Consider the following 19,541-nt stretch of genomic DNA (forward strand, 5'->3'; position numbering starts at 1 on the left):
CAGAAAAGGAAGATTCGATTTTATGCCAATGACCAATCAGATTTCCCGCGATGAGCTGCGCGGCGCCATTGCCGACAAGCTCAGCGCACACTTCGGCGTCACGGCCGAGAACGCGACCGATGAGCAGGTCTTTCAGGCTGCGGCCATCGTCATCCGCGAGATCCTCTCGCGCCTGCACACGTTCGACAGCCGCACCGCGCCCGAGCGCGAGGTGCACTACCTGTCGATGGAGTTTCTCATGGGGCGCTCCCTGATGAAGGACGCGTTCAACCTCGGCATCGGCGACGCGCTCATCGGCGCGCTCGAGGATCTCGGCCGCAGCGCTGCCGACATCTTTGAGACCGAGCCGGACGCCGGCCTCGGCAACGGCGGCCTCGGCCGCCTCGCCGCGTGCTATATGGACAGCCTCGCCACCGAGGGCATCCCCGCCACGGGCTATTCGCTGTGCTACGAGCTGGGCATCTTCCGGCAGCGCATCGTCGACGGCCGCCAGACCGAGGTCGCGGACAACTGGCGCACGGCCGCGTCGAGTTGGCTCGTGCCGTGCCATGAGGACACGGTCGAGGTGCGCTTCGGCGGCCGCGTCGAGCCGCACTGGGACGCCTACGGCCACTACCACGGCGAGCTGCACGGCTATGAGAGCGTGCTGGCCGTGCCGCGCGATATGCTCATCGCCCCGTATGGCGACGGGCGCGTCAACACCCTCCGCCTCTGGGAGGCGCACAGCCCGAACGACCTCGACATGTATCTCTTCGCCGCCGGCAGCTATGTCCAGAGCCTCGAGCAGCGCACGATGGCCGAGGTCATCACGAAGGTGCTCTACCCGGCGGACGACCACATCGAGGGCAAGACCCTGCGCATCCGCCAGCAGTATTTCTTCGTCTCCGCGACGGCGCAGAGCATCCTGCGCGCCCACCGCGCGCGCTACGGCACGGTGCGCAACTTTGCCGAGCACCACGTCATCCAGATCAACGACACGCACCCGACGCTCATCATCCCCGAGCTCATGCGCCTGCTGCTCGATGACGACGGCCTCGGCTGGGACGAGGCGTGGGATATCGTCACCGCCTGCGTCAACTATACGAACCATACCGTCATGTCCGAGGCGCTCGAGACGTGGCCGCAGGGCCTCATCCAGAGCCAGCTGCCGCGCGTGTGGGAGATCATCTGCGAGATCAACCGCCGCTGGTGCGACGAGCTGCGCGCCCGCTTCGGCGACGATGTGCGCGTGGGGCGAAACCTCATCATCGCGGACGGCTGCGTGCACATGGCAAACCTCTGCCTTGCCGCGTGTAAGACCATCAACGGCGTTTCTGCCCTGCATGGGGAGATTTTGCGCCGCGACCTCTTCCGCGATGTCTGCGCGCTCAACCCCAGCCGCTTCACCTATGTCACAAACGGCATCGACCACCGCCGCTGGCTCGCCCAGTGCAACCCCGGCCTGCACGCGCTCGTGTGCGACGTGCTCGGCAGCGATCGCTACCTCCTGCACCCAGAGGAGCTCGCGGGTCTGGAGCGCGCGGCGGACGACCCCGCCGTGCTCGCCCGTCTCGAGGAGATCAAGGCGCTCAACAAGCAGCGGCTGGCCGCGTGGGTGTTCCGCACCGACGGCTTCTCGCTCAACAGCGACGCGATCCTCGACGTGCAGGTCAAGCGCCTGCACGAGTATAAGCGCCAGCTTCTGTGCGCCATGCGCATCACGCAGCTGCAGCTCATGCTGCACGACGACCCGGATCAGCCCTTCCAGCCGCGCACGTTCCTGTTTGCGGCCAAGGCCGCGCCCGGCTACGCGACGGCCAAGCGCATCATCCAGCTGCTGTGCTCGCTCGCGGCCGATGTGAATGCCGACCCCGTCTGCCGCGGGAAGCTGCAGGTGTATTTCCTGCCGAACTACCGTGTCTCCGCCGCCGAGATGCTCATGCCCGCCGCGCAGGTGTCCGAGCAGATCTCGACCGCCGGCAAGGAGGCCAGCGGCACCGGCAACATGAAGCTCATGATGAACGGCGCCGTCACGATCGGCACGCTCGACGGTGCGAACGTCGAGATGTTCGAGCAGCTCGGCGCGGACAATATGTTCCTCTTCGGCCTGCATGCCGACGAGGCCGAGGCCCTGCGCGCCGCGGGCTACGACCCGCAGGCGTACGTCCGCCGCAGCCCGTGGCTGGGCCGCGTGCTCGAGCGCATGAGCCGCGGCTATGCCGACGGCGAGAGTTATGCCGACCTCGTCAGCAGCCTGCTCTACGGCGGCGACCCGTACCTGCTCCTCGCCGACTTTGATGATTACGCCGCCACGCATGAGCGGCTGTACGCCGCGATCGCAGACTCCGCCGCGCGCGCGCGTCTGTCGCTCGTCAACATTGCCCGCAGCGGCATTTTCGCCGCCGACCGCGCCGTGCGCGAATATGCCGAGCGCATCTGGGAGGTGCACGCATGAAGCCCTATGTCTGTGTTGTCGGCGCCGTGAATCTGGACATTTGCGGCCGCCCGGAAAAGAAGCTCATCTTCCGCGACTCCAACCCCGGCGCCGTCACGCTCACGCCCGGCGGCGTCGGGCGCAACATCGCGCACGACCTGCGCCTGCTCGGCGTGGAGGTCAAGTTCCTCACCGCCTTCGGCGGCGATTCACACGCCCAGCTCCTGCGCAACGACTGCGTGGAGCTCGGCATGGATCTCAGCTGCGCGCTCGACGTGCCCGGCGGGCGCACGTCGACGTATCTCTACATCACGGACGAGCGCGGTGAGATGCAGCTCGGCCTGTGCGATACGGACATCTCCGCCGCCATCACGCCGGCGTATCTCCAGCGCCATCTCGATGTGCTCAACAGCGCGGCCGCCGTCGTGCTCGACGGCAACCTGACGGCCGAGACCATCACCTGGCTCGGCACGCACTGCAGCGCCCCGCTCTTTGCCGACCCCGTCTCCGTCACGAAGGCGGAGCGGATGCGCGCGGCGCTCGGTGCGCTGCACACGTTCAAGCCCAACCTCACCGAGGGTCAGAACCTCACGGGCGAGTCCACGCCCGAGGGCATCGTCGCGGCGCTGCTGGCGCAGGGCGTGCAGCGCGTGTTTCTCAGCATGGGGGCCGACGGCATCCTCGCCGGTACGCGCGAGGAGCTGGTGCACCTGCCGTGCCTGCCCACCTGCATGGTCAACACGACCGGCGGGGGCGACGCGGTCATGGCGGCGCTCGTCTGGGCGTATCTGCAGGGGCTCGACCTGCGCGAGAGCGCGGCGGCCGCCCTGCGCGCCGGCAAGGCCACGGTCGAATACCCCGGCACGAACAATCCCGACCTCGGTGCGCTCGTCCACGGCTGAGGCAGGTCAAAAACGGCAAAAACAGCAGGCTTCCGGTTTTGGAAGCCTGCTGTTTTCTCATATCAGGATGGCGATGCGGTAAACGACCGCCGCCGCGCACCATGCCGCGGCGCACGACCCGGCCGCCGCGGCCAGCGTGCCGAGCCTGCTGCCAAGCTCCTGCCGCATGGCCGCCTGCGCCGCCACACACGGCGCGTACAGCGCCGTGAACACGAGGTAGCTTGCCGCCGCGGCTGGGGAGAACACGCCCGGCAGCGCCGCCGTCAGGTCGCCGCCGAGCAGCACGCCGAGCGTGGACAGCACCGTCTCCTTGGCCAGCAGCCCGGTCACGAGCGCGGTTGCGGCGCGCCAGTCGCCGAAGCCCAGCGGCGCGAACACCGGCGCGAGCGCCTGTCCCACTACGGCCAGCAGGCTCTCGCCGGCATTTGCCGCCACGCGCCACGCGGGTGTGAACGTCCGCAGCACCCACACGCCCACGCTCGCCGCGAGGATGATCGTGAACGCCCGCGTGAGAAATTCGCGTGTCCGCACCCACATCCGCCGCAGCACGCTGCGCGCGTTCGGCCAGCGGTAGTCCGGCAGCTCCATGACGAAGGACGCCGCCTCCCCGCGCAGGGCCGTCCGGCCGAGGAGCCGGGCTGCGACGGCGGCCGCCAAGATGCCGAGCGCGTACAGCGCCAGAAACACGACGGCGCTCCGCCCCGGAAAGAACGCGGCCGCGAAGGCGGCGTAGACCGGCGCTTTCGCGCTGCAGCTCATGCACGGCGTGAGCACGATCGTCAGCGCCCGGTCGCGCCGCGTGGGCAGCGTGCGCGCGGCCAGCACCCCCGGCACGCTGCACCCGAAGCCCAGCAGCAGCGGCACGGCGCTCTGCCCGCTCAGCCCCAGCCGCCGCAGCGGCCGGTCCATTACGAAGGCCACGCGCGCGAGATAGCCCGTGTCCTCGAGCAGGGAGAGGAAGAAAAACAGCGCCAAAATCACCGGCAGAAACGCCGCCACGCTCCCCACGCCTGCAAACACGCCCTCGCGCACCAGACTGTGCAGCAGCGGCCCCGCGTCCAGCGCCGTGAGCGCGCCGTCGGCCGCGTCCGCCAGCCAGGCGATGCCGCGCGCGAGCAGGCGGCTCAGGCACGGGCCAATGATATGAAACGTGAGATAAAACACCCCGCCGAGCAGCCCCGCCATCGCGGGGTAGGCCGTGTACCGTCCCGTGAGCACGCGGTCGATGTACGTGCTGCGCCGGCTGGCCGGCAGTGCCCGCGGCAGGGTGAAAAACCGCGTCAGCCTGTCCACCTGCGCAAAGCGCGCCGTGGGCAGCGCCTCGTCGCGGGGCATGCCGCTCTCGCGCACCATGCGCGCCGCCGCCGTTTCGGCCGCCGGCGCGTGCAGAGTGCTGCCGCCGTCGAGCCACTGCGTCGCCGCAAACACCGGCGGCAGCCCCGCCGCGTGCGCCGCCGGGGCGAGCAGCCGCGCGATCGTCCGCACGCAGGTCTGCACTGGGCCGGACACCAGCGCGCGCCACGGGTCGGGCGGCGGGCCGTGTGCTGCCTGCACAGCCGCGTCCAGCAGTGCGTCGAGCCCCTCGCCCAGTGCCGCGCTCACCGGCACGACCGGGATGCCCAGCGCCCGCGCCAGCCCCGCCGTGTCCACCGACCCGCCGCCTGCGCGCAGCGCGTCCATCACGTTCAGCGCCAGCACGACCGGCACGCCCAGCTCCAGCAGCTGCAGCGTCAGATACAGGCTGCGCGCCGGGCACGTCGCGTCTGCGATGCTGATGACCGCGTCCGCCGCGCCGCCGAGCAGATAGCTGCGCGTGACGCGCTCCTCGTCCGAGTACGGCCGCAGCGCGTAAACGCCCGGCAGATCGACGAGCGTGATCTCCGGCCGCGCGCGGCACACGCTCTCGCTGCGCGTGACGGTCACGCCCGGGAAGTTGCCCGTGCGCGCGTTTGCCCCCGTGAGGGCGTTGAAAAGCGTCGTTTTGCCGCAGTTGGGGTTGCCCGCGAGCGCGAGGATCATGGCCGTGCCTCCTTTTTTCGGATAGCACAGCCTATGCGCAGACAAAATGCGGTAGACTTGTACACGCGCGGGATGGTAAAATAAAGCCGCGGCAAATGAAAATGCCGCCCGAAAGGGCGGCGTGCCGTTTGCTGAGAGGATTCGATCCCGGGCAGGATGACAGAGCGGCGGGGGCGCTCGAGGGGGCGAAGGGCCCGCCTCGAATGAGATCTGATTGCTGCCTGTGCGCGGATCTATCCGGGCACAGGCAGCAAAAAAGCCGCCCTTTCGGGCGGCTTGATTCGGCTTTGACCTCAGCGGAAGGTGGCGGCGCAGTCGCAGATGTGCACGTCGATGCCTTTGCCGGCGGCGTACTCATTGAGCTTGCGCATGAGCTTCTCGCGGTTGGCGTTGACGATCTTCGTGGCCAGACGCTGCTTCTGATCCTGCGACATGGTGCGCAGGATGCCCTTGACGATGCGCGACGAGGCCTCGGGCGTGTTGCAGGCGAGCTTGAGCACGGGGTTGATATTGCCGCTCTGGCTCAGCGCCTCGAGCACGAGCGGGAGCTGGGAATCCAGCTTGTCGGTATAATCCAGACTTTCGATCCGGAAAGTAACTTCGATCATGATAAAAACTCCTTTGATATATACGTGAATGGGCAGCATTATAGCAGAAACTTTTTGCGATTTCCACCGTTGCGGCACAAAAAAGCTGACAACATTTCCACAATCACACGCGGGAGGTGACCCGGATGTACGATAACGATCACTTGGATGAGCAATGGCTGCGTCAAACGCCGCCGCCGCGCCGCCGCGGTGCGGGCTGCGGGCTGACGCTACTGCTGGTGCTGCTGCTTGTGCTGGCGGGCGCGGTGTTTTATCCGCGCATCCGCGCACGGCTCACGCCGGTGCCGGCCGTGCAGATCCGGGTGGAGTCGTCCGTCCTGCCGGACACGGCACCGAACTGCACGGCCAACCCGCGCACGGCCGCCGTGCTGCGCTCAGCGATGCGCGACCAGACGGACGCCGCGGTCTACGACTGCGACGCCGCCACGCTCGAGGCCTGCATGGCAGAGCTGCTCGATGACCCGGAGCTCTGGGTGCGCTCCTATCAGTACACGGTCCACGGCGGGCTGAACGCGCACATCACTGTTACCTTCGACTGGGTCTATCCCGACGACGGCCCGGCGCGCCGCGCGCAGCTTGCCCGGACGGCGGACGGCCTGCTCGCCGCCGCCCCGGCGGGGGACTATCCCCGCGCGCTGTATCTCTACGACTGGCTGCTTACGCACGTGCGCTACGTCGCGCGCGAGACGTATGACCAGACGGCCTACGCCGCCGTCTGCGAGGGGGAGGCCGTCTGCGGCGGCATCGCCGACGCCTACGTCTACCTGCTCGAGCGCGGCGGCATCCCGGCGCGCGTCATCACGGGCACGTCCCGATCGGCTGACGGCACGGCCGACAGCCACGCCTGGGTCGCGGCGGAGCTCGACGGCGCGGTCTATTACTTCGACCCCACCTGGGATCTGCAGGACGACGAGAGCGAGACGGCGCTGCCGGGCTACCTCAGCCACACGTGGTTCGCCCTCACGGCCGAGCGCATGGCCGTGCGCCACACGGCCGACGATCCCGCCCTCTGGCCGGACAGCCGCGCAAACGCCGATAATTACTACGTCCGCAGCGGCTACACGGCGGCGGAGGCCACCGTCGCCGCCGCGGCTGCCGCCGTGCGCAGCCAGTGGGACGACGGGCGCGCCGTGCTGGAGTTTCGCTGCGAGACGCCGGAGGTCTACGCCGGCATGCAGTCCCTGCTCTTCGAACGCGACCGGCTCTGGGATGTCTACCGCGCGCTCGGCAGCTACGTGTCCTCGTCCGGCTACCAGTGCGCGGACGACCAGCAGATCATCCGCCTTATCCCCGCGCGATGAGCCTGCCGCCTGCGGGCGGCAAACGCTGCGAGGCTTTTTGATGCACAAAGCGCCGCAGCCTGTCCGGCTGCGGCGCTGTTACGTCGATAGATTATTTGTTCTCCTTGTCGGCGTTCATGCTCAGGTAGGCGTTGATGAAGCCGTCAATGTCGCCGTCCATGACGGCCTGAATGTTGCCGTTTTCATAGCCAGTGCGGTGGTCCTTGGCCAGCGTGTACGGCATGAACACGTACGAGCGGATTTGGCTGCCCCACTCGATCTTGAGCTGCACGCCCTTGATGTCGGAGATTTTCTCGAGGTGCTCGCGCTCCTTGATCTCGGCCAGGCGCGCGCGGAGCATGTTCTTGCAGTTTTCGAGGTTCTGGAAGTGGCTGCGCTCGACCTGGCTGGACACGACGATACCGGTCGGGATGTGCGTCAGACGCACGGCGGACGAGGTCTTGTTGACCTTCTGGCCGCCCGCGCCGGACGAGCGGTACACGTCCATCTTGATGTCCTCGTCGCGCAGCTCGATCTCGCTGTCCTCGGTGATCTCGGGCATGACCTCCACGGCGGCGAACGACGTGTGCCGGCGGCCGGAGGCGTCAAACGGGCTGATGCGCACGAGGCGGTGGATGCCGTTTTCGCTCTTGAGGAAGCCGTAGGCGTTCTCGCCTTCGATCATGATCGTCGCGCTCTTGATGCCGGCCTCGTCGCCGTCGAGATAGTCCATGAGCTTGACGGTGTAGCCGTGGCGCTCGGCCCACATGTTGTACATGCGGTAGAGCATGCTCGTCCAGTCCTGCGCCTCGGTGCCGCCCGCGCCGGCGTGGAAGGTGAGGATGGCGTTGTTCGCGTCATACTCGCCGGTCAGCAGCGTCTCGAGCCGCATGGATTCGAGCGTCTCCTCGAAGCTGTGAAATTCGCTCTCAAGGTCGGGCAGCATCGAGTCGTCGTCCTCTTCGATGGCCATCTCGCACATGGTCAGCATATCCTCCCACGCGCCGGAGAGCTTGGCGTAGCGATCGAGCTTGTGCTGGAGCGTCTTGATGCGCTTTTGCACGCGCTGGCTGTTTTCGGTGTCGTTCCAGAAGCCGTCCTGCGCGCTCTCTTCCTCGAGCTTTTCGACCTCGTTGCGCGCCTCGTCGAGATGCAGCGCGCCGCCCAGATCGTCCAGCGCCGGGCGGAGGTTGTTGAGCTTGTTTTTATACTCTTCAAATGCAATGGATGCCATACGTTGAATCCTGCCTTTTTTCAGTCTAACTTACTTATTATAATCAAAATCGCCGCGCTTGTAAAGCAAAACCGCGCTCATTCGGCCTCAGCCTTCGGCTGGATGGACTCGTCGTTGACGATCCAGTTCTGCACGTCGATGATCTCAATGCCGTCGTCGCCGATGCGGTTGACGACGCGCGTGATGCCGGAGTTGATGATCATGCGCCGGCACATGGCGCACGAGGTCGTGTCGTGCAGCAGCTCGCCGCTGGCGGCGTCGCGCCCGACGAGGTAGAGCGTGCCGCCGATCATGTCGCGCCGGGCGGCGGAGATGATGGCGTTGGCCTCAGCGTGCACGCTGCGGCACAGCTCGTACCGCTGGCCGCTGGGAATGCGCAGCTGCTCGCGGTTGCAGTAGCCGAGCTCGGAGCAGTTGACGCGCCCGCGCGGCGCGCCGTTGTAGCCGGTGGAGAGGATCTCGTCGTTCTTGACGATGATCGCGCCGTATTTGCGCCGCAGGCAGGTCGAGCGGTCGAGCACCGCGTCGGCGATGTTGAGATAATATTTGTCCTTACTCATGCGCTGGTCCATGACGGACGCGCCTCCTTTGCATAATTTCCTACTTTATATCATATCGGAAATGCCCCGCCGCGTCAAGGCCCGCACTGGTATTCTGCGCGCGGGTGTGCTATACTGTCCGGCAGGTGACGCTTATGAAAGAAAACTATCAAAAACAGCTCGATGCGCTGCTCGCTGCCCTCCCGCCGGAGGGCAAGCCGCGCCTGCTGCTGCAGAGCTGCTGCGGCCCGTGCAGCAGCTACGTGCTCGAGTACCTCACGCGGTATTTTCGCGTGACCGTGCTGTATTATAACCCGAACATCCAGCCGCGGGACGAATATGACCGCCGCCTCTACTGGCAGCGGGAGCTCATCCGTCAGCTCCCGACGCCGGAGCCGGTGGACCTGCTCGCGTGCGATTATGACGGGCAGCGCTACATCGACGCCGTCCGCGGCCTCGAGCGCGAGCCGGAGGGCGGCGCGCGCTGCACGGTGTGCTTCCGCCTGCGTCTGGAGGAGACGGCGCGGCAGGCGCGCGCGCACGGGTTCGACTTTTTCGGCACGACGCTCACCGTCTCGCCGCACAAGGACGCGCAGCGGCTCAACGCCATCGGCGCGGAGCTGGCGCAGCAATACGGCGTGCGCTGGCTGCCGTCGGACTTCAAAAAGCGCGAGGGCTATAAGCGCAGCATCGAGCTGTCCAAACAGTACGGCCTCTACCGGCAGGAATACTGCGGCTGTCTGTACAGCAAACCGGTTGACAACGCGGCGGCGGGGGAGTAAAATAGCCGCCGTCACAATTCATCATGCGCAGGTGCCATACCCCTGCGCGCACAACGTGTGCAACGAAAAAAATGGGAGGAATTGAATTATGCACATCACCACGAGAAAGCTGACCGCCGCGGCGGTCACGGGCGCGGCCTATGCCGCATTGACGATGCTTCTGGCGCCGATCAGTTACGGAGCGATCCAGTGCCGGGTCTCGGAGGTGCTGTGCATTTTGCCGTTTTTCATCCCCTGCACGGCGTGGGGGCTGTTCGTCGGCTGCGCGATCGCCAATCTGCTGAGCGCGGCGGGCATTTTTGACGTGGTTTTCGGCTCGCTCGCAACGCTGCTGGCGGCGCTGTGCACGGCGTGGCTCGGCCGCGGCCGCGGTGCGCAGTCGTGGGTGCGGTGCATCCTCGCCGCGCTCATGCCGGTCGTGTTCAATTTCCTGCTGGTCGGCGCGGTGCTCACGTGGTCGCTCACGGACGCCGTGTTTCCGCACCTGAATGCATCGTTCTGGGTCTTCGGCGGCCAGGTCGCGCTCGGTGAGGTCATCGTGCTCGGCGTGCTGGGCCTGCCGCTCATGCGCCTGCTGCCGCGCAATCCGAAGTTCCGCGAGATCATCCGCAGCTATCAAAAGGAGTGACGGAGCATGGACCGTTCCAGCGGTATCCTGCTGCCGGTGTCGGCCCTGCCGGGGCCGTGCGGCATCGGCGACCTGGGTGCAGACGCCCGGGATTTTATCGACTTTCTCGCTGCCGCCGGGCAGCGCTATTGGCAGATCCTGCCCCTCAACCCGCCGGACGGTGCGCACTCGCCGTACCTGTCGGCCTCGACGTTTGCCGGCAGCACCGACCTGCTCTCGCCAGAGCCGTTTCTGGCGCGCGGCGCGCTCACGGCCGGCGAGGTGCGCGCCATCGACTGGGGCGCAGACCCCATGCGCGTGGACTATGATCGCGTGTACGCGGGCAGGACCGCGCTCTGGGACGCGGCGTTCGCGCGCGAAAAGGCATCCGCCGCGCCCGCGCTGCGCGCCGCGCTCGCGGCTGAGCCGTGGCTGCGCGACTACTGCCTGTACATGGCCGTGAAGGAAGAGCAGGGCGGCGCGCCGTGGTATGCCTGGCCGCAGCCCCTGCGCGACCGCTCATCCGCCGCGCTCGCGGCCGCGCTCGAGCGGCTCGACGACCGCGTGCTCCTGCACGCTTATCTCCAGACGGAGTTCACCCGCCAGTGGGACGCGGTGCGCGCCTACGCGCACGCGCACGGCGTGCGCATCATCGGCGACCTGCCCATGTACGTCGCGCCCGACAGCGCGGACGTCTGGGCGCAGCCGGCGCAGTTTCGCCTCGACCCCGACGGGCAGCCGAGCGCCGTCGCCGGTGTCCCGCCGGACTATTTCAGCGCCGACGGCCAGCTCTGGGGCAACCCGCTCTATGATTGGGATGCCATGCGTGCGGACGGCTTCCAGTGGTGGAAAGACCGCATTCGCGGCGCTGCAAAGCGCTATGATGTGGTGCGCCTTGACCATTTTCGCGCCATTTCAAGCTATTGGGTGGTGCCACGTGGCGAACTGACCGCCCGCGGCGGCCACTGGGCGCCTGGCCCCGGCCCGGCGCTGCTGCAGGCGCTGCACACGGCAGCGCCGGAACTGGAGCTGATCGCCGAGGATCTCGGCACGATCGACGACGACGTGCGCCGCCTCGTCGCGCGCTCCGGCTGCCCCGGCATGCGCGTGCTGCTGTTCGGCTTTGACCCCAGCGGCACGTCCGAGCACCGGCCCGACCGCGTGCGCGCGCACAGCGTCTGTTACGTCGGCACGCACGACAATGCGCCCGCCGCCGCATGGGCGGCGCTCGGCGGCGCGGACGCGGACTATGCCATGCGCTGCCTCGGCGTGTACGACGTTGCGCGCCTGCCGGAGGCGCTGCTGCGTGCCGGCATGGGCTCGCGCGCGGAGCTGTTCATCGCGCAGATGCAGGACGTGCTCGGCCTCGGCGCGGAGAGCCGCATGAACACGCCCGGCACGGCCTCCGGCAACTGGGTCTGGCGGCTGCTGCCCGGTCAGGCGGACGCGCAGACGGCCGCGCGCCTGCTCGCGCGCACGCAGGCGGCCTGCCGCGCATAAGAACGAAAAAGGAGCGGACACCGTGATCGGTGTCCGCTCCTTTTCTATGGATCTCAGATGATTGCGCGCACCTGCTCGATGAGCGCGCCGTAAAACAGCCGGTATCCTTCCTCCGACAGGTGGATGCCGTCGTCCGCGTTGAGCGCGTGGGGGTCGCCCCCGTCGAGAAAGCGCTCGCGCGGGTCGGCGCACGGCACGTCCAGCTCGGCGGCGATGGTGCGCACGAGCCCGGAATAGCGCTCCTGCGTGCGGTAGATGCGCCGCACGTCGCCCAGCCACTGCATCACGCCCGCGGCGCTCGCGCCGTTGTGGTCGATGCAGGCGAGGTACTTCACCTCGTCGATGGGCGGCAGGGTCGTGAAGATCGGGCGGATGCCGGCCTCGCGCAGCATCTGCACGATGGCGGTCATGTTCGCGCGAAATTCGTCCGCCAGCACCACGGGGTCGTGGTCCTGCTCCGGGTGCGCGGCCACGTCGGGCCAGTCATAGTTGCAGTCGTTGCCGCCGTATTCCACGAGCGCCCAGTCATAGCGGTGGCCGCGGGCGAGGTCGCGTTGCACGAGCGTGACGCCCTTGCGCGAGGTCGCGCCGAAGACGGACTTGTTCGTCACCTCGGCGTGCAGGCCGGCGAGTGGCGCCTCGAACAGGTCGGTGTGAAAATGATACCGCAGCTGCTCGTCCGGCAGCGTGCCCTTCATCAGCGAGTCGCCGAATACGGCGATGCGCAGCATCTCGTCCATCGCGGGTGCCTCCTGAAACTTTGGTTACTTTATCATACCGGGAGACACTTAAAAAACCATTAGAAATTTGTAAAGAAATCGCGGCGATCGGACAGATCGCCGCGATTGGCAGTTTCGGCAGATTTACTTCCACAGCGCCGGGGGATACGTCCCGTCGGCGTGCAGGGCGCGCAGCGCCGCGACGACGCCGGGCTTGTCGTCCTGATACGTCAGGCCGAACCAGCGTTCGCTGGTCTGCAGCACGCGCGTGTTTACGCGCCCCTGCGCCGTGAGCGCGTCCATCATCACGGGCAGCAGACACTCGCGCTTCTCGTCGCCGGGGGCAAGATCGCGCACAAAGGCGTCAAAATACTGCGCCATCACGTCCAGCATCGCCGGGTGATAGCCCCACATGTTCATGCTCACGAGCGCCTCGGGGTCGAGCGCGACGCCCGCGCCCGCGCCGGACGTGTCGCGGATCGTGCCGTCGGGGCACAGCTGGATCTTGTACGTCTCGTGCACCTTGCGCAGCAGGCCGTTTTCGGTCGCGCACACGCCGCGCGTGACGGTGCCGAAGGGGCTCACGGTGTTTTTCAGCCGGTAGCCGACCATGGCGGCGTCCTGCGCGCCGCGCAGCTCCGGCAGCGCGGCGGCAATGGCGTCGATTGCGCCGCGGCCGTAAAAATCATCGGCGTTGATGACGGCGAACGGCGTTTCGATCGCATCGCGCGCGCACAGCACGGCGTGCACCGTACCGAGCGGCTTCTGCCGCTGCGCCAGCTCCGGCCGCGCCGCGGTGAAGCGCTCCGGCGTCTGAAACGCATAGTCGATCCGGATGCCGGTGCGCTGCTCGATGCGGTCGCCGAAGAGGGCGCGCACGTCCTGCAGCATCTGCGGCTTGATGATGAGCACGATGCGGTCAAACCCGGCGCGCAGCGCGTCGTAGATCGCGTATTCCATGAGGATCTCGCCGTCGGGGCCGAGACGCTCGATCTGCTTGACGCCGCCATAGCGCGAGCCGAGCCCGGCCGCCATCACTACCAGAGTCATATCCATGTATGCAACCTCATTTTGTCATAGAGTATTACACAGCATAGCACAACCCGGCGGGAAATGTCAAACTTTGCTGATTGCCTTAAATTTCTGCCGCTGACATTCTATGCCCTTGCAAAAGCGGGAAGGATGGGGTACAATCAGCTTCGACAAAGGTTGTCATAATTCCCAAGAAGGAGGGCGGACGCGCACGCGGCGCGTCCGGAGAAGCGATGAAACGAATCCTATCTATCTTTCTCTCGCTGGTGCTGACGGCGGCGCTGCTGTGCCCGGCGGCTGCGGCGGCGAACGAGACGGACGACAATGACACCGGCTGGCTGTACATCACGCTCGACCCCGGCCACGGCGGCGACGGCGCGGGCGGCAACGACTCCGGCGCGATCAGCAACACCTATGGTTATCACGAGGCGGATCTTGTGCTCAAGATCGGCCTGTACTTAAAAGAGGAGCTCGAGACCTACCGCAATGTCCACGTGGACATGACGCGCTCGGACCGCTACGGCACGAGCGCCACCGCGCCGCTGAGCAAGGTGGAAAACCGCGTGCTCTTTGCAGCAGGTCAGCACTCCGATCTGCTCGTGAGCCTGCATCTGAATTCCTCGCCCAGCCAGTCGGCGCGCGGCGCTGAGGTGCTCGTCAGTAACGGCAACTACCGGCCCGAGATCGCCAATGTGCTCGACAGTATCGGCGGGAATATCCTCGTACAGCTCGAAAAGCTCGGCATTTATAATCGCGGCCTGGTCAAAAAGAGTTCGCAGGACAACACGCTCTATCCCAACGGCAAGCTCGCCGATTACTACGGCATCGTCCGCTACGGTGTGGAGAACAATGTCCCGTCCATGATCGTGGAGCACTGCTTTATCAGCAGCAACAGCGAGTGTGAGCAGTTCCTGTCGAGTGACGCCAAGCTCCGGGCCATCGCGCAGGCGGACGCGCGCGGCATCGCGGCCTATTATGGTCTTCAGAAGAAAGCCCCCGGCGAGGTTGATGTCGAGCCGACGTTCTATGACTGCCGCCATCACTGGGCCAAGACGTCCATTGAGGCCGCGGCGAGCGCCGGCTGGGTCAACGGCGTGAGCGCAGGGGAGTTCCAGCCGAACGGCACGCTCACGCGCGCCGCGTTTGTGACGATGCTCGGCCGCATGGCGGGCGTCAAGGATACGGACTATACCACCAGCGTGTTTCGGGACGTCCCGGACGGGGAGTGGTACACGTCGTTTGTGGCCTGGGCCACGGAAAACGGGATCGTGGACGGCTACGGCGACGGGATATTCCTCCCGCAAAACAACATCACCCGTCAGGAAATGGCGAAGATCATGGCAAAATACCTGAACTGGAAGGGACTGGACACCACGCCGTCGTCCGAGATCTCGTCGTATCCGATCAACGACCTGAACACCATCGGCGGTTGGGCGATCGAGCCGGTCTGCTTCTGCTATGAGCAGGGCCTGCTCAACGGCCGCGGTTCCAATTTTGCCCCGCAGGCCAACGCCACGCGCGCCGAGGCGTGTGTGGTGCTCTGCCGCCTTCAGAAGTATGTGGACGCACAGTCCGCGCAGCCGGCCGCAGCAGAGCCGGCAGCGCTTGCCGGTTGACTTCCTGCACTTTCAGGGTATAATAAGATTAACATACTGTTGAAATGGAGGAATCCACCACAATGAGTGACAATCACAACGAAGCACCCGAAAACTGCACGCACGACTGTTCGACCTGCGGCGAGGCCTGTGCCCAGCACGAGCCGGAGTCCCTGCAGCAGCCGCTGCGTCCCGGTTCCCGCGTCGATAAGGTCATCGCGGTCGTGTCCGGCAAGGGCGGCGTCGGCAAGAGCCTCGTGACGAGCCTGCTCGCCTGCGAGATGCAGCGCCGCGGCCATCAGGCCGCTGTGCTCGATGCCGACATCACCGGCCCGTCGATCCCGCAGGCTTTCGGCGTCCACGGCGGCGCCATGGGCGGCGAGGACTTCCTGTATGCCAACCGTACCCGCACCGGCATCGAGATCATGTCCATCAACCTCCTGCTTCCGAACGAGACCGACCCCGTCGTCTGGCGCGGCCCGGTCATCGCCGGCGCCGTGACCCAGTTCTGGACCGACGTGCAGTGGGACAACGTGAACTATATGTTCGTCGACATGCCTCCCGGAACGGGCGATGTGCCGCTGACGGTGTTCCAGTCCCTGCCCGTGGCGGGCGTGGTCGTCGTCACGTCCCCGCAGGAGCTCGTCGGCATGATCGTCGACAAGGCCGTCAACATGGCCGACATGATGCACGTGCCCGTGCTCGGCATCGTCGAGAACATGGCCTACTACACCTGCCCGGACTGCGGCAAGCAGCACGCCATCTTCGGTGAGAGCCACATTGAGGCCATTGCCGCCAAGCACGGCATCCCCAACACGGCCAAGCTGCCCATCGACCCCGCCATCGCGGCGGCGTGCGACGCGGGCCGGATCGAGGACGTGCAGGGCGACTGGCTCAGCAGCCTCGCCGATGCCATCGAGGGCAAGTAATTGTCTGCATAACAAAAACCGCTCTGCATTTTGCAGAGCGGTTTTTCTGCGCAGCCCCAAAGCCCCGCAGAGTTTCGCCGCCGGCGCGGCGAAAGAAAGTGAAATCATTTTCTCCGGCGACATGTGCGGCGGAGAAAATACTGCTCAGGCTGCAAGTGTGGAATTTGCGTGCCGCCGGCACACAAATTATGCGCGCAGCAGGCTGCAGGCCTTTTGTCGGAAAACCCGGAGGTTTTCCGACAGACTCAAAAACCGCTCTGCCGTCGGCAGAGCGGTTTTTGACTTTACCATTTGTTGATGACCTTCTCGGCAAAGCCGGGGAGGTCTTTCACGTTCAGCACCGTGCCGTCGTCGAGCACGGCGCGGCCGTTGAACACGCCAAACACCTGGTGCTGGTCGGACTTGATGAGGCCCACGTCCGAACAGCTCGCGCGGTCGAGCACGGGGGTGTAGTCCATCTCGAAGCGGCCGTCGTCGCTCGTGAAGGTCCAGGGCCGCATATAGTCCGGCGTGGCCTTGCCGCCGTCGCCGGGGATGTGGAAGATGACCTGGCTGAGCTTGTGCGCCCGGCCCTTGTAAAAGAGCATGTTCTCGCTCGCGGCGCTCGTGTTGCCGAAGCCGTAGCCGATGTTGAAGCCGAACCGCTCCCCGTCCACGAGACCGGAGGCGCTGCCCCAGTACCACGTGTTTTTATACGTCCACACGCCGCGGCCCCAGTCGAGCACGGCGAAGCTGTCCGCCGGGTCAAAGGTGTACGTGCGGTTGTGGTAGCCGTAAGTCACAGTACCCTCGGCGCGCATGCAGTTGATCTTCTGGTTGTAGTAAAAGTGCTTGTCCTTGTCAAAGGGCGTGGCGATGACCATGGACTCGGCCGGGATGTCCGTGAGCGTCACCTTCGCGTACAGCGAGCCCTCCGGGCCGAAGTTTTTCATCTGCGCGATGAGCACGCGGCGGTCTCCCTCATTCTTGAAGAGGATGCTGTAGTTGCGCCCGGCGCTGTGCACATCGCCGCGTTCACTGCTCTCGGGCAGGCAGACCTTGCCGTTCGTGAAGGCCTTCATCGGGCTTTTCGTGATCTCCCACCCCTCGTCGAGGTTGAGCAGGGAGATGGAGTCGAGCCCCATGTAGCTGTTGTCCGCGATGGTCAGGGCGAGGGCGAAGTGGCCGTTGTTGATGCAGTAGTAGTCCCATTCCTTGATGCGCAGCTTGTTGGCCTTGATGTCGCCCCGGCGGTAGACGGGCAGCAGGGACTTCGCATAGCCGGGTTCCGTCAGGTTGCCGCTCGCATCGAGCAGGGGGCGGCGCTCGGTGATCTCGTGCTGATTCATGCTTCGCGCTCCTTTTTGATCTGCCGGATGTCCCGCCCCACGAACGGGAGCGTCTGGTATTCGCCCTCGATGCGCGACAGGATCTGCGGCGTGTATTTTTTCTGCAGCTCCTCGTTGGAGCAGTTCGTGCTGATGATGGTGGCCTTGGCGCGCGTCAGGCGCGTGTTGATGAGCGTGTAGAGCGCGCTCGTGGAGTAGGCCGTGATCATCTCGGTGCCGAGATCGTCGAGGATCATCAGATCACAGCCGAGATACTGTTCCACGCGCTGCGCGGCGGCCTCGCCGTCGGCGCTGCCGCGCTGGAACTTCGCGCACTCGAACGCATCGAATGCGCTCGCGGCCGTCTCATAGGCGACGGCGTAGCCCGCGCCCGCGACGACGCGCGCGATGCACGCCGACAGATACGTCTTGCCCAGCCCCGTGCCGCCCTGCAGCAGCAGGTTCATCGTGCCGGGGCGGAACGTCTGCGCAAACGAGCGGCAGACCTGAAACACGCGCTCCATCTTCGGCCGCGCGTTCTCGTCGTAGAGCGTCAGGTCGAAGTGCTCGAACGACTCGTCGCCGTGCTGCAGCAGGCGGCTGAGGTCGCGCGTGAGCTCGGCGTTGTAGCGCCGCAGCAGGCACTCGCACGGCTGCCCCTGCACATAGCCCGTGTCATGGCAGCGGGGGCAGGTGTAAATGTCGTCGGTATAATCCACCGGCAGGTGGTACGCCGTCAGCAGTTCGGCGCGCTGCGCCTGCGTGTCGAGATTCGCGCGCTCGAGCGCGCGCAGCTCCTCCGTCGGGTCGCTGCCGTGGCGCATCGTCAGGCCGACGAGCGCGATCATCTGCTGCTGCAGCGTCTGATCGAGCGCGCGCAGGCCGGGCACGCGGCGGTAGGCGTCGTCCACGCGGCGGCGGTGCTCGCGCTCATTTTCCGCGCGCTGCTGCGCGATCTGCTCGCGGGCGCGCGCCAGATAGATCCCATTGCGGGCCATGCCGGTCCCTCCTTAGGTGTTGGTCTGCTCCATCTTGCGGAGCAGCTGCTCCACGCGGTCGAGATCGTCGCGCTCGGCCGCCGGCGCAGCCGGATTGGCCGCGCGGCGCTTGCCCGCTGCGCGCGGGTCGCCGGTCTCGATCTCCTCGGGCGTGTGCAGCCCTTTTTCGTGCCAGCTCATGAGGATGCGGTTGAGGTACGCCCACTTGCGCGCCCCGGTCGCCACGACCGTGCGGTCGTATGCCTCGGCGATGGCGTCGCAGCCGAAGCCCATATCCAGCCAGCTCGTGATGTAGCCGCGCTCGGTGCGGCTCGGCGCGCGGTCCTGGATCTGCAGCACCTGCAGCACCTGCTGCGCCAGCTCCCGCCGCGCCTGTCTGCGTTGTAAATATTCCTCCGCCTGCGCCGTCGTGTGGATCTCCTGATCGGCCCACGCATAGGCCTCCTTTTCGATCCGGCGCATCGTCGGCGTGCCGGCGTGGCCGCGCTCGGCGCGGTATTCCTGAAACACGTAGTGGATCAGCTCCATGAGCACGTCGGCCGGGAGACCCAGATAGTCGCGCAGGCCCAGGAGCATATTCATCTCGGGCGTCGTGAGCTTGCGGCCGTAGAGCTGCTCGGCCTCGCGGCGCACGGTCTGCATCGGCTCGTCGCTGAGCATCCGGCTGGCGATGTCCTCGGCCGTGTACTGCGGCAGCTCGGCCGCCGGCACGAGCTTCGGCTCGGCCGCGCCCGGCTTGTCTGCCGCGGGCGCTGTACGGCCGGCCGGGGCAGGGGACGACTTCCCGGCGGCGGAGACGAGCCCGAGCGCGCACAGCCGCTCCATCGTCTGGCGCAGTTCGCGCTCGGTCAGGCCAATGCTTTCGGCGGGAAACGGCTTTCCGCCGGCGCGCAGCAGCGCCAGATATACCAGGGCGCAGCGCCCGTCTTTTTCCCGCAGCAGCTTGTCCACTTCCTCGACCGGCAGCGACAGACACACCGGCCGCGACAGCGTAAATTCGGCTCGATCCATGCAATTACCCCTCGGGTCACTAGAAATTCATGATAGGTTCACATTATAGCATGAAAATTGACTTGT

At 66.2% G+C, this 19,541-nt stretch carries 17 protein-coding genes; 8 read left to right on the forward strand and 9 right to left on the reverse strand.

What is annotated here, in order from left to right; genetic code table 11:
• The first annotated feature begins 28 nt into the window (after positions 1-28).
• Both glgP and OGM61_04010 read left to right on the forward strand, forming a co-directional pair.
• Positions 29-2,434 (forward strand): glycogen/starch/alpha-glucan family phosphorylase, encoded by a 2,406-nt coding sequence (gene glgP / locus OGM61_04005; GenBank protein UYI85245.1) that lies wholly within the window; start codon positions 29-31, stop codon positions 2,432-2,434.
• Complete coding sequence (locus OGM61_04010; GenBank protein ID UYI85246.1) at positions 2,431-3,315, forward strand: PfkB family carbohydrate kinase; 885 nt, start codon at positions 2,431-2,433, stop codon at positions 3,313-3,315. Before glgP ends, OGM61_04010 begins: the two co-directional genes overlap by 4 nt.
• Positions 3,316-3,372: 57 nt before the next feature.
• Here the strand turns inward: OGM61_04010 and feoB are convergent, their stop codons facing one another.
• Together feoB and OGM61_04020 are read right to left on the reverse strand one after the other, a co-directional pair.
• Complete coding sequence (gene feoB, locus OGM61_04015) at positions 3,373-5,334, reverse strand: ferrous iron transport protein B (GenBank protein ID UYI85247.1); 1,962 nt, start codon at positions 5,332-5,334, stop codon at positions 3,373-3,375.
• A 293-nt stretch (positions 5,335-5,627) separates the two neighbouring features.
• Positions 5,628-5,942 (reverse strand): hypothetical protein, encoded by a 315-nt coding sequence (locus OGM61_04020; GenBank protein ID UYI85248.1) that lies wholly within the window; start codon positions 5,940-5,942, stop codon positions 5,628-5,630.
• A gap of 125 nt (positions 5,943-6,067) precedes the next feature.
• Here OGM61_04020 and OGM61_04025 point away from each other — a divergent pair, with 125 nt between their 5' ends.
• Positions 6,068-7,243, forward strand: coding sequence for a lasso peptide biosynthesis protein (locus OGM61_04025; GenBank protein ID UYI85249.1), 1,176 nt, complete (start codon positions 6,068-6,070; stop codon positions 7,241-7,243).
• Between the two features lie 91 nt (positions 7,244-7,334).
• Here OGM61_04025 and prfB read toward each other — a convergent pair whose 3' ends face one another.
• Positions 7,335-8,456: a peptide chain release factor 2 gene (gene prfB / locus OGM61_04030; GenBank protein ID UYI85250.1), complete on the reverse strand. Its 1,122-nt coding sequence runs from the start codon at positions 8,454-8,456 to the stop codon at positions 7,335-7,337.
• 77 nt (positions 8,457-8,533) lie between these two features.
• Positions 8,534-9,028 (reverse strand): dCMP deaminase family protein, encoded by a 495-nt coding sequence (locus tag OGM61_04035; protein UYI85251.1) that lies wholly within the window; start codon positions 9,026-9,028, stop codon positions 8,534-8,536.
• Positions 9,029-9,150: 122 nt separating this feature from the next.
• Here OGM61_04035 and OGM61_04040 point away from each other — a divergent pair, with 122 nt between their 5' ends.
• The 3 genes from OGM61_04040 (at position 9,151) to malQ (ending at position 11,884) form a co-directional block, all read left to right on the forward strand.
• Positions 9,151-9,777 (forward strand): epoxyqueuosine reductase QueH, encoded by a 627-nt coding sequence (locus OGM61_04040; GenBank protein ID UYI85252.1) that lies wholly within the window; start codon positions 9,151-9,153, stop codon positions 9,775-9,777.
• A gap of 88 nt (positions 9,778-9,865) precedes the next feature.
• Positions 9,866-10,405 (forward strand): QueT transporter family protein, encoded by a 540-nt coding sequence (locus OGM61_04045; protein ID UYI85253.1) that lies wholly within the window; start codon positions 9,866-9,868, stop codon positions 10,403-10,405.
• Between the two features lie 6 nt (positions 10,406-10,411).
• Entirely contained in the window at positions 10,412-11,884 is a 1,473-nt protein-coding gene (gene malQ / locus OGM61_04050) for a 4-alpha-glucanotransferase (protein UYI85254.1), read from the forward strand.
• Positions 11,885-11,937: 53 nt separating this feature from the next.
• Here the strand turns inward: malQ and OGM61_04055 are convergent, their stop codons facing one another.
• Both OGM61_04055 and OGM61_04060 read right to left on the reverse strand, forming a co-directional pair.
• Positions 11,938-12,624, reverse strand: a complete 687-nt coding sequence (locus tag OGM61_04055; GenBank protein UYI85255.1) for a GDSL-type esterase/lipase family protein — start codon at positions 12,622-12,624, stop codon at positions 11,938-11,940.
• Between the two features lie 123 nt (positions 12,625-12,747).
• Positions 12,748-13,659: an NTP transferase domain-containing protein gene (locus OGM61_04060; GenBank protein ID UYI85256.1), complete on the reverse strand. Its 912-nt coding sequence runs from the start codon at positions 13,657-13,659 to the stop codon at positions 12,748-12,750.
• A 209-nt stretch (positions 13,660-13,868) separates the two neighbouring features.
• Here OGM61_04060 and OGM61_04065 point away from each other — a divergent pair, with 209 nt between their 5' ends.
• Together OGM61_04065 and OGM61_04070 are read left to right on the forward strand one after the other, a co-directional pair.
• Positions 13,869-15,251 (forward strand): S-layer homology domain-containing protein, encoded by a 1,383-nt coding sequence (locus tag OGM61_04065; protein UYI85257.1) that lies wholly within the window; start codon positions 13,869-13,871, stop codon positions 15,249-15,251.
• Positions 15,252-15,313: 62 nt separating this feature from the next.
• On the forward strand, positions 15,314-16,159 hold the full coding sequence (locus OGM61_04070; GenBank protein ID UYI85258.1) for an Mrp/NBP35 family ATP-binding protein: 846 nt from the start codon (positions 15,314-15,316) through the stop codon (positions 16,157-16,159).
• A 284-nt stretch (positions 16,160-16,443) separates the two neighbouring features.
• Here OGM61_04070 and OGM61_04075 read toward each other — a convergent pair whose 3' ends face one another.
• Genes OGM61_04075 through OGM61_04085 form a run of 3 tightly spaced genes read right to left on the reverse strand, consistent with a single transcriptional unit; the run spans position 16,444 to position 19,475 of the window.
• Positions 16,444-17,487, reverse strand: coding sequence for a DUF2804 domain-containing protein (locus OGM61_04075; GenBank protein ID UYI85259.1), 1,044 nt, complete (start codon positions 17,485-17,487; stop codon positions 16,444-16,446).
• The gene (locus tag OGM61_04080; protein ID UYI85260.1) at positions 17,484-18,464 is read right to left on the reverse strand and encodes an ATP-binding protein; all 981 of its coding nucleotides are present in this window, start codon (positions 18,462-18,464) and stop codon (positions 17,484-17,486) included. The genes OGM61_04075 and OGM61_04080 overlap by 4 nt, the downstream gene beginning before the upstream one ends.
• Before the next feature lie 12 nt (positions 18,465-18,476).
• On the reverse strand, positions 18,477-19,475 hold the full coding sequence (locus tag OGM61_04085) for a DnaD domain protein (protein UYI85261.1): 999 nt from the start codon (positions 19,473-19,475) through the stop codon (positions 18,477-18,479).
• Positions 19,476-19,541 lie beyond the last annotated feature (66 nt).

It is taken from the genome of Clostridiales bacterium (assembly GCA_025757645.1).
Classification (GTDB): Bacteria; Bacillota; Clostridia; order Oscillospirales; family Oscillospiraceae; genus CAG-103.

Bases quoted from the DNA above. Each gene is read 5' to 3' on its own strand.
- glgP (UYI85245.1), top strand. From the start codon at position 29: ATGACCAATCAGATTTCCCGCGATGAGCTGCGCGGCGCCATTGCCGAC.
- OGM61_04010 (UYI85246.1), top strand. From the start codon at position 2,431: ATGAAGCCCTATGTCTGTGTTGTCGGCGCCGTGAATCTGGACATTTGC.
- feoB (UYI85247.1), bottom strand. From the start codon at position 5,334: ATGATCCTCGCGCTCGCGGGCAACCCCAACTGCGGCAAAACGACGCTT.
- OGM61_04020 (UYI85248.1), bottom strand. From the start codon at position 5,942: ATGATCGAAGTTACTTTCCGGATCGAAAGTCTGGATTATACCGACAAG.
- OGM61_04025 (UYI85249.1), top strand. From the start codon at position 6,068: ATGTACGATAACGATCACTTGGATGAGCAATGGCTGCGTCAAACGCCG.
- prfB (UYI85250.1), bottom strand. From the start codon at position 8,456: ATGGCATCCATTGCATTTGAAGAGTATAAAAACAAGCTCAACAACCTC.
- OGM61_04035 (UYI85251.1), bottom strand. From the start codon at position 9,028: ATGGACCAGCGCATGAGTAAGGACAAATATTATCTCAACATCGCCGAC.
- OGM61_04040 (UYI85252.1), top strand. From the start codon at position 9,151: ATGAAAGAAAACTATCAAAAACAGCTCGATGCGCTGCTCGCTGCCCTC.
- OGM61_04045 (UYI85253.1), top strand. From the start codon at position 9,866: ATGCACATCACCACGAGAAAGCTGACCGCCGCGGCGGTCACGGGCGCG.
- malQ (UYI85254.1), top strand. From the start codon at position 10,412: ATGGACCGTTCCAGCGGTATCCTGCTGCCGGTGTCGGCCCTGCCGGGG.
- OGM61_04055 (UYI85255.1), bottom strand. From the start codon at position 12,624: ATGGACGAGATGCTGCGCATCGCCGTATTCGGCGACTCGCTGATGAAG.
- OGM61_04060 (UYI85256.1), bottom strand. From the start codon at position 13,659: ATGGATATGACTCTGGTAGTGATGGCGGCCGGGCTCGGCTCGCGCTAT.
- OGM61_04065 (UYI85257.1), top strand. From the start codon at position 13,869: ATGAAACGAATCCTATCTATCTTTCTCTCGCTGGTGCTGACGGCGGCG.
- OGM61_04070 (UYI85258.1), top strand. From the start codon at position 15,314: ATGAGTGACAATCACAACGAAGCACCCGAAAACTGCACGCACGACTGT.
- OGM61_04075 (UYI85259.1), bottom strand. From the start codon at position 17,487: ATGAATCAGCACGAGATCACCGAGCGCCGCCCCCTGCTCGATGCGAGC.
- OGM61_04080 (UYI85260.1), bottom strand. From the start codon at position 18,464: ATGGCCCGCAATGGGATCTATCTGGCGCGCGCCCGCGAGCAGATCGCG.
- OGM61_04085 (UYI85261.1), bottom strand. From the start codon at position 19,475: ATGGATCGAGCCGAATTTACGCTGTCGCGGCCGGTGTGTCTGTCGCTG.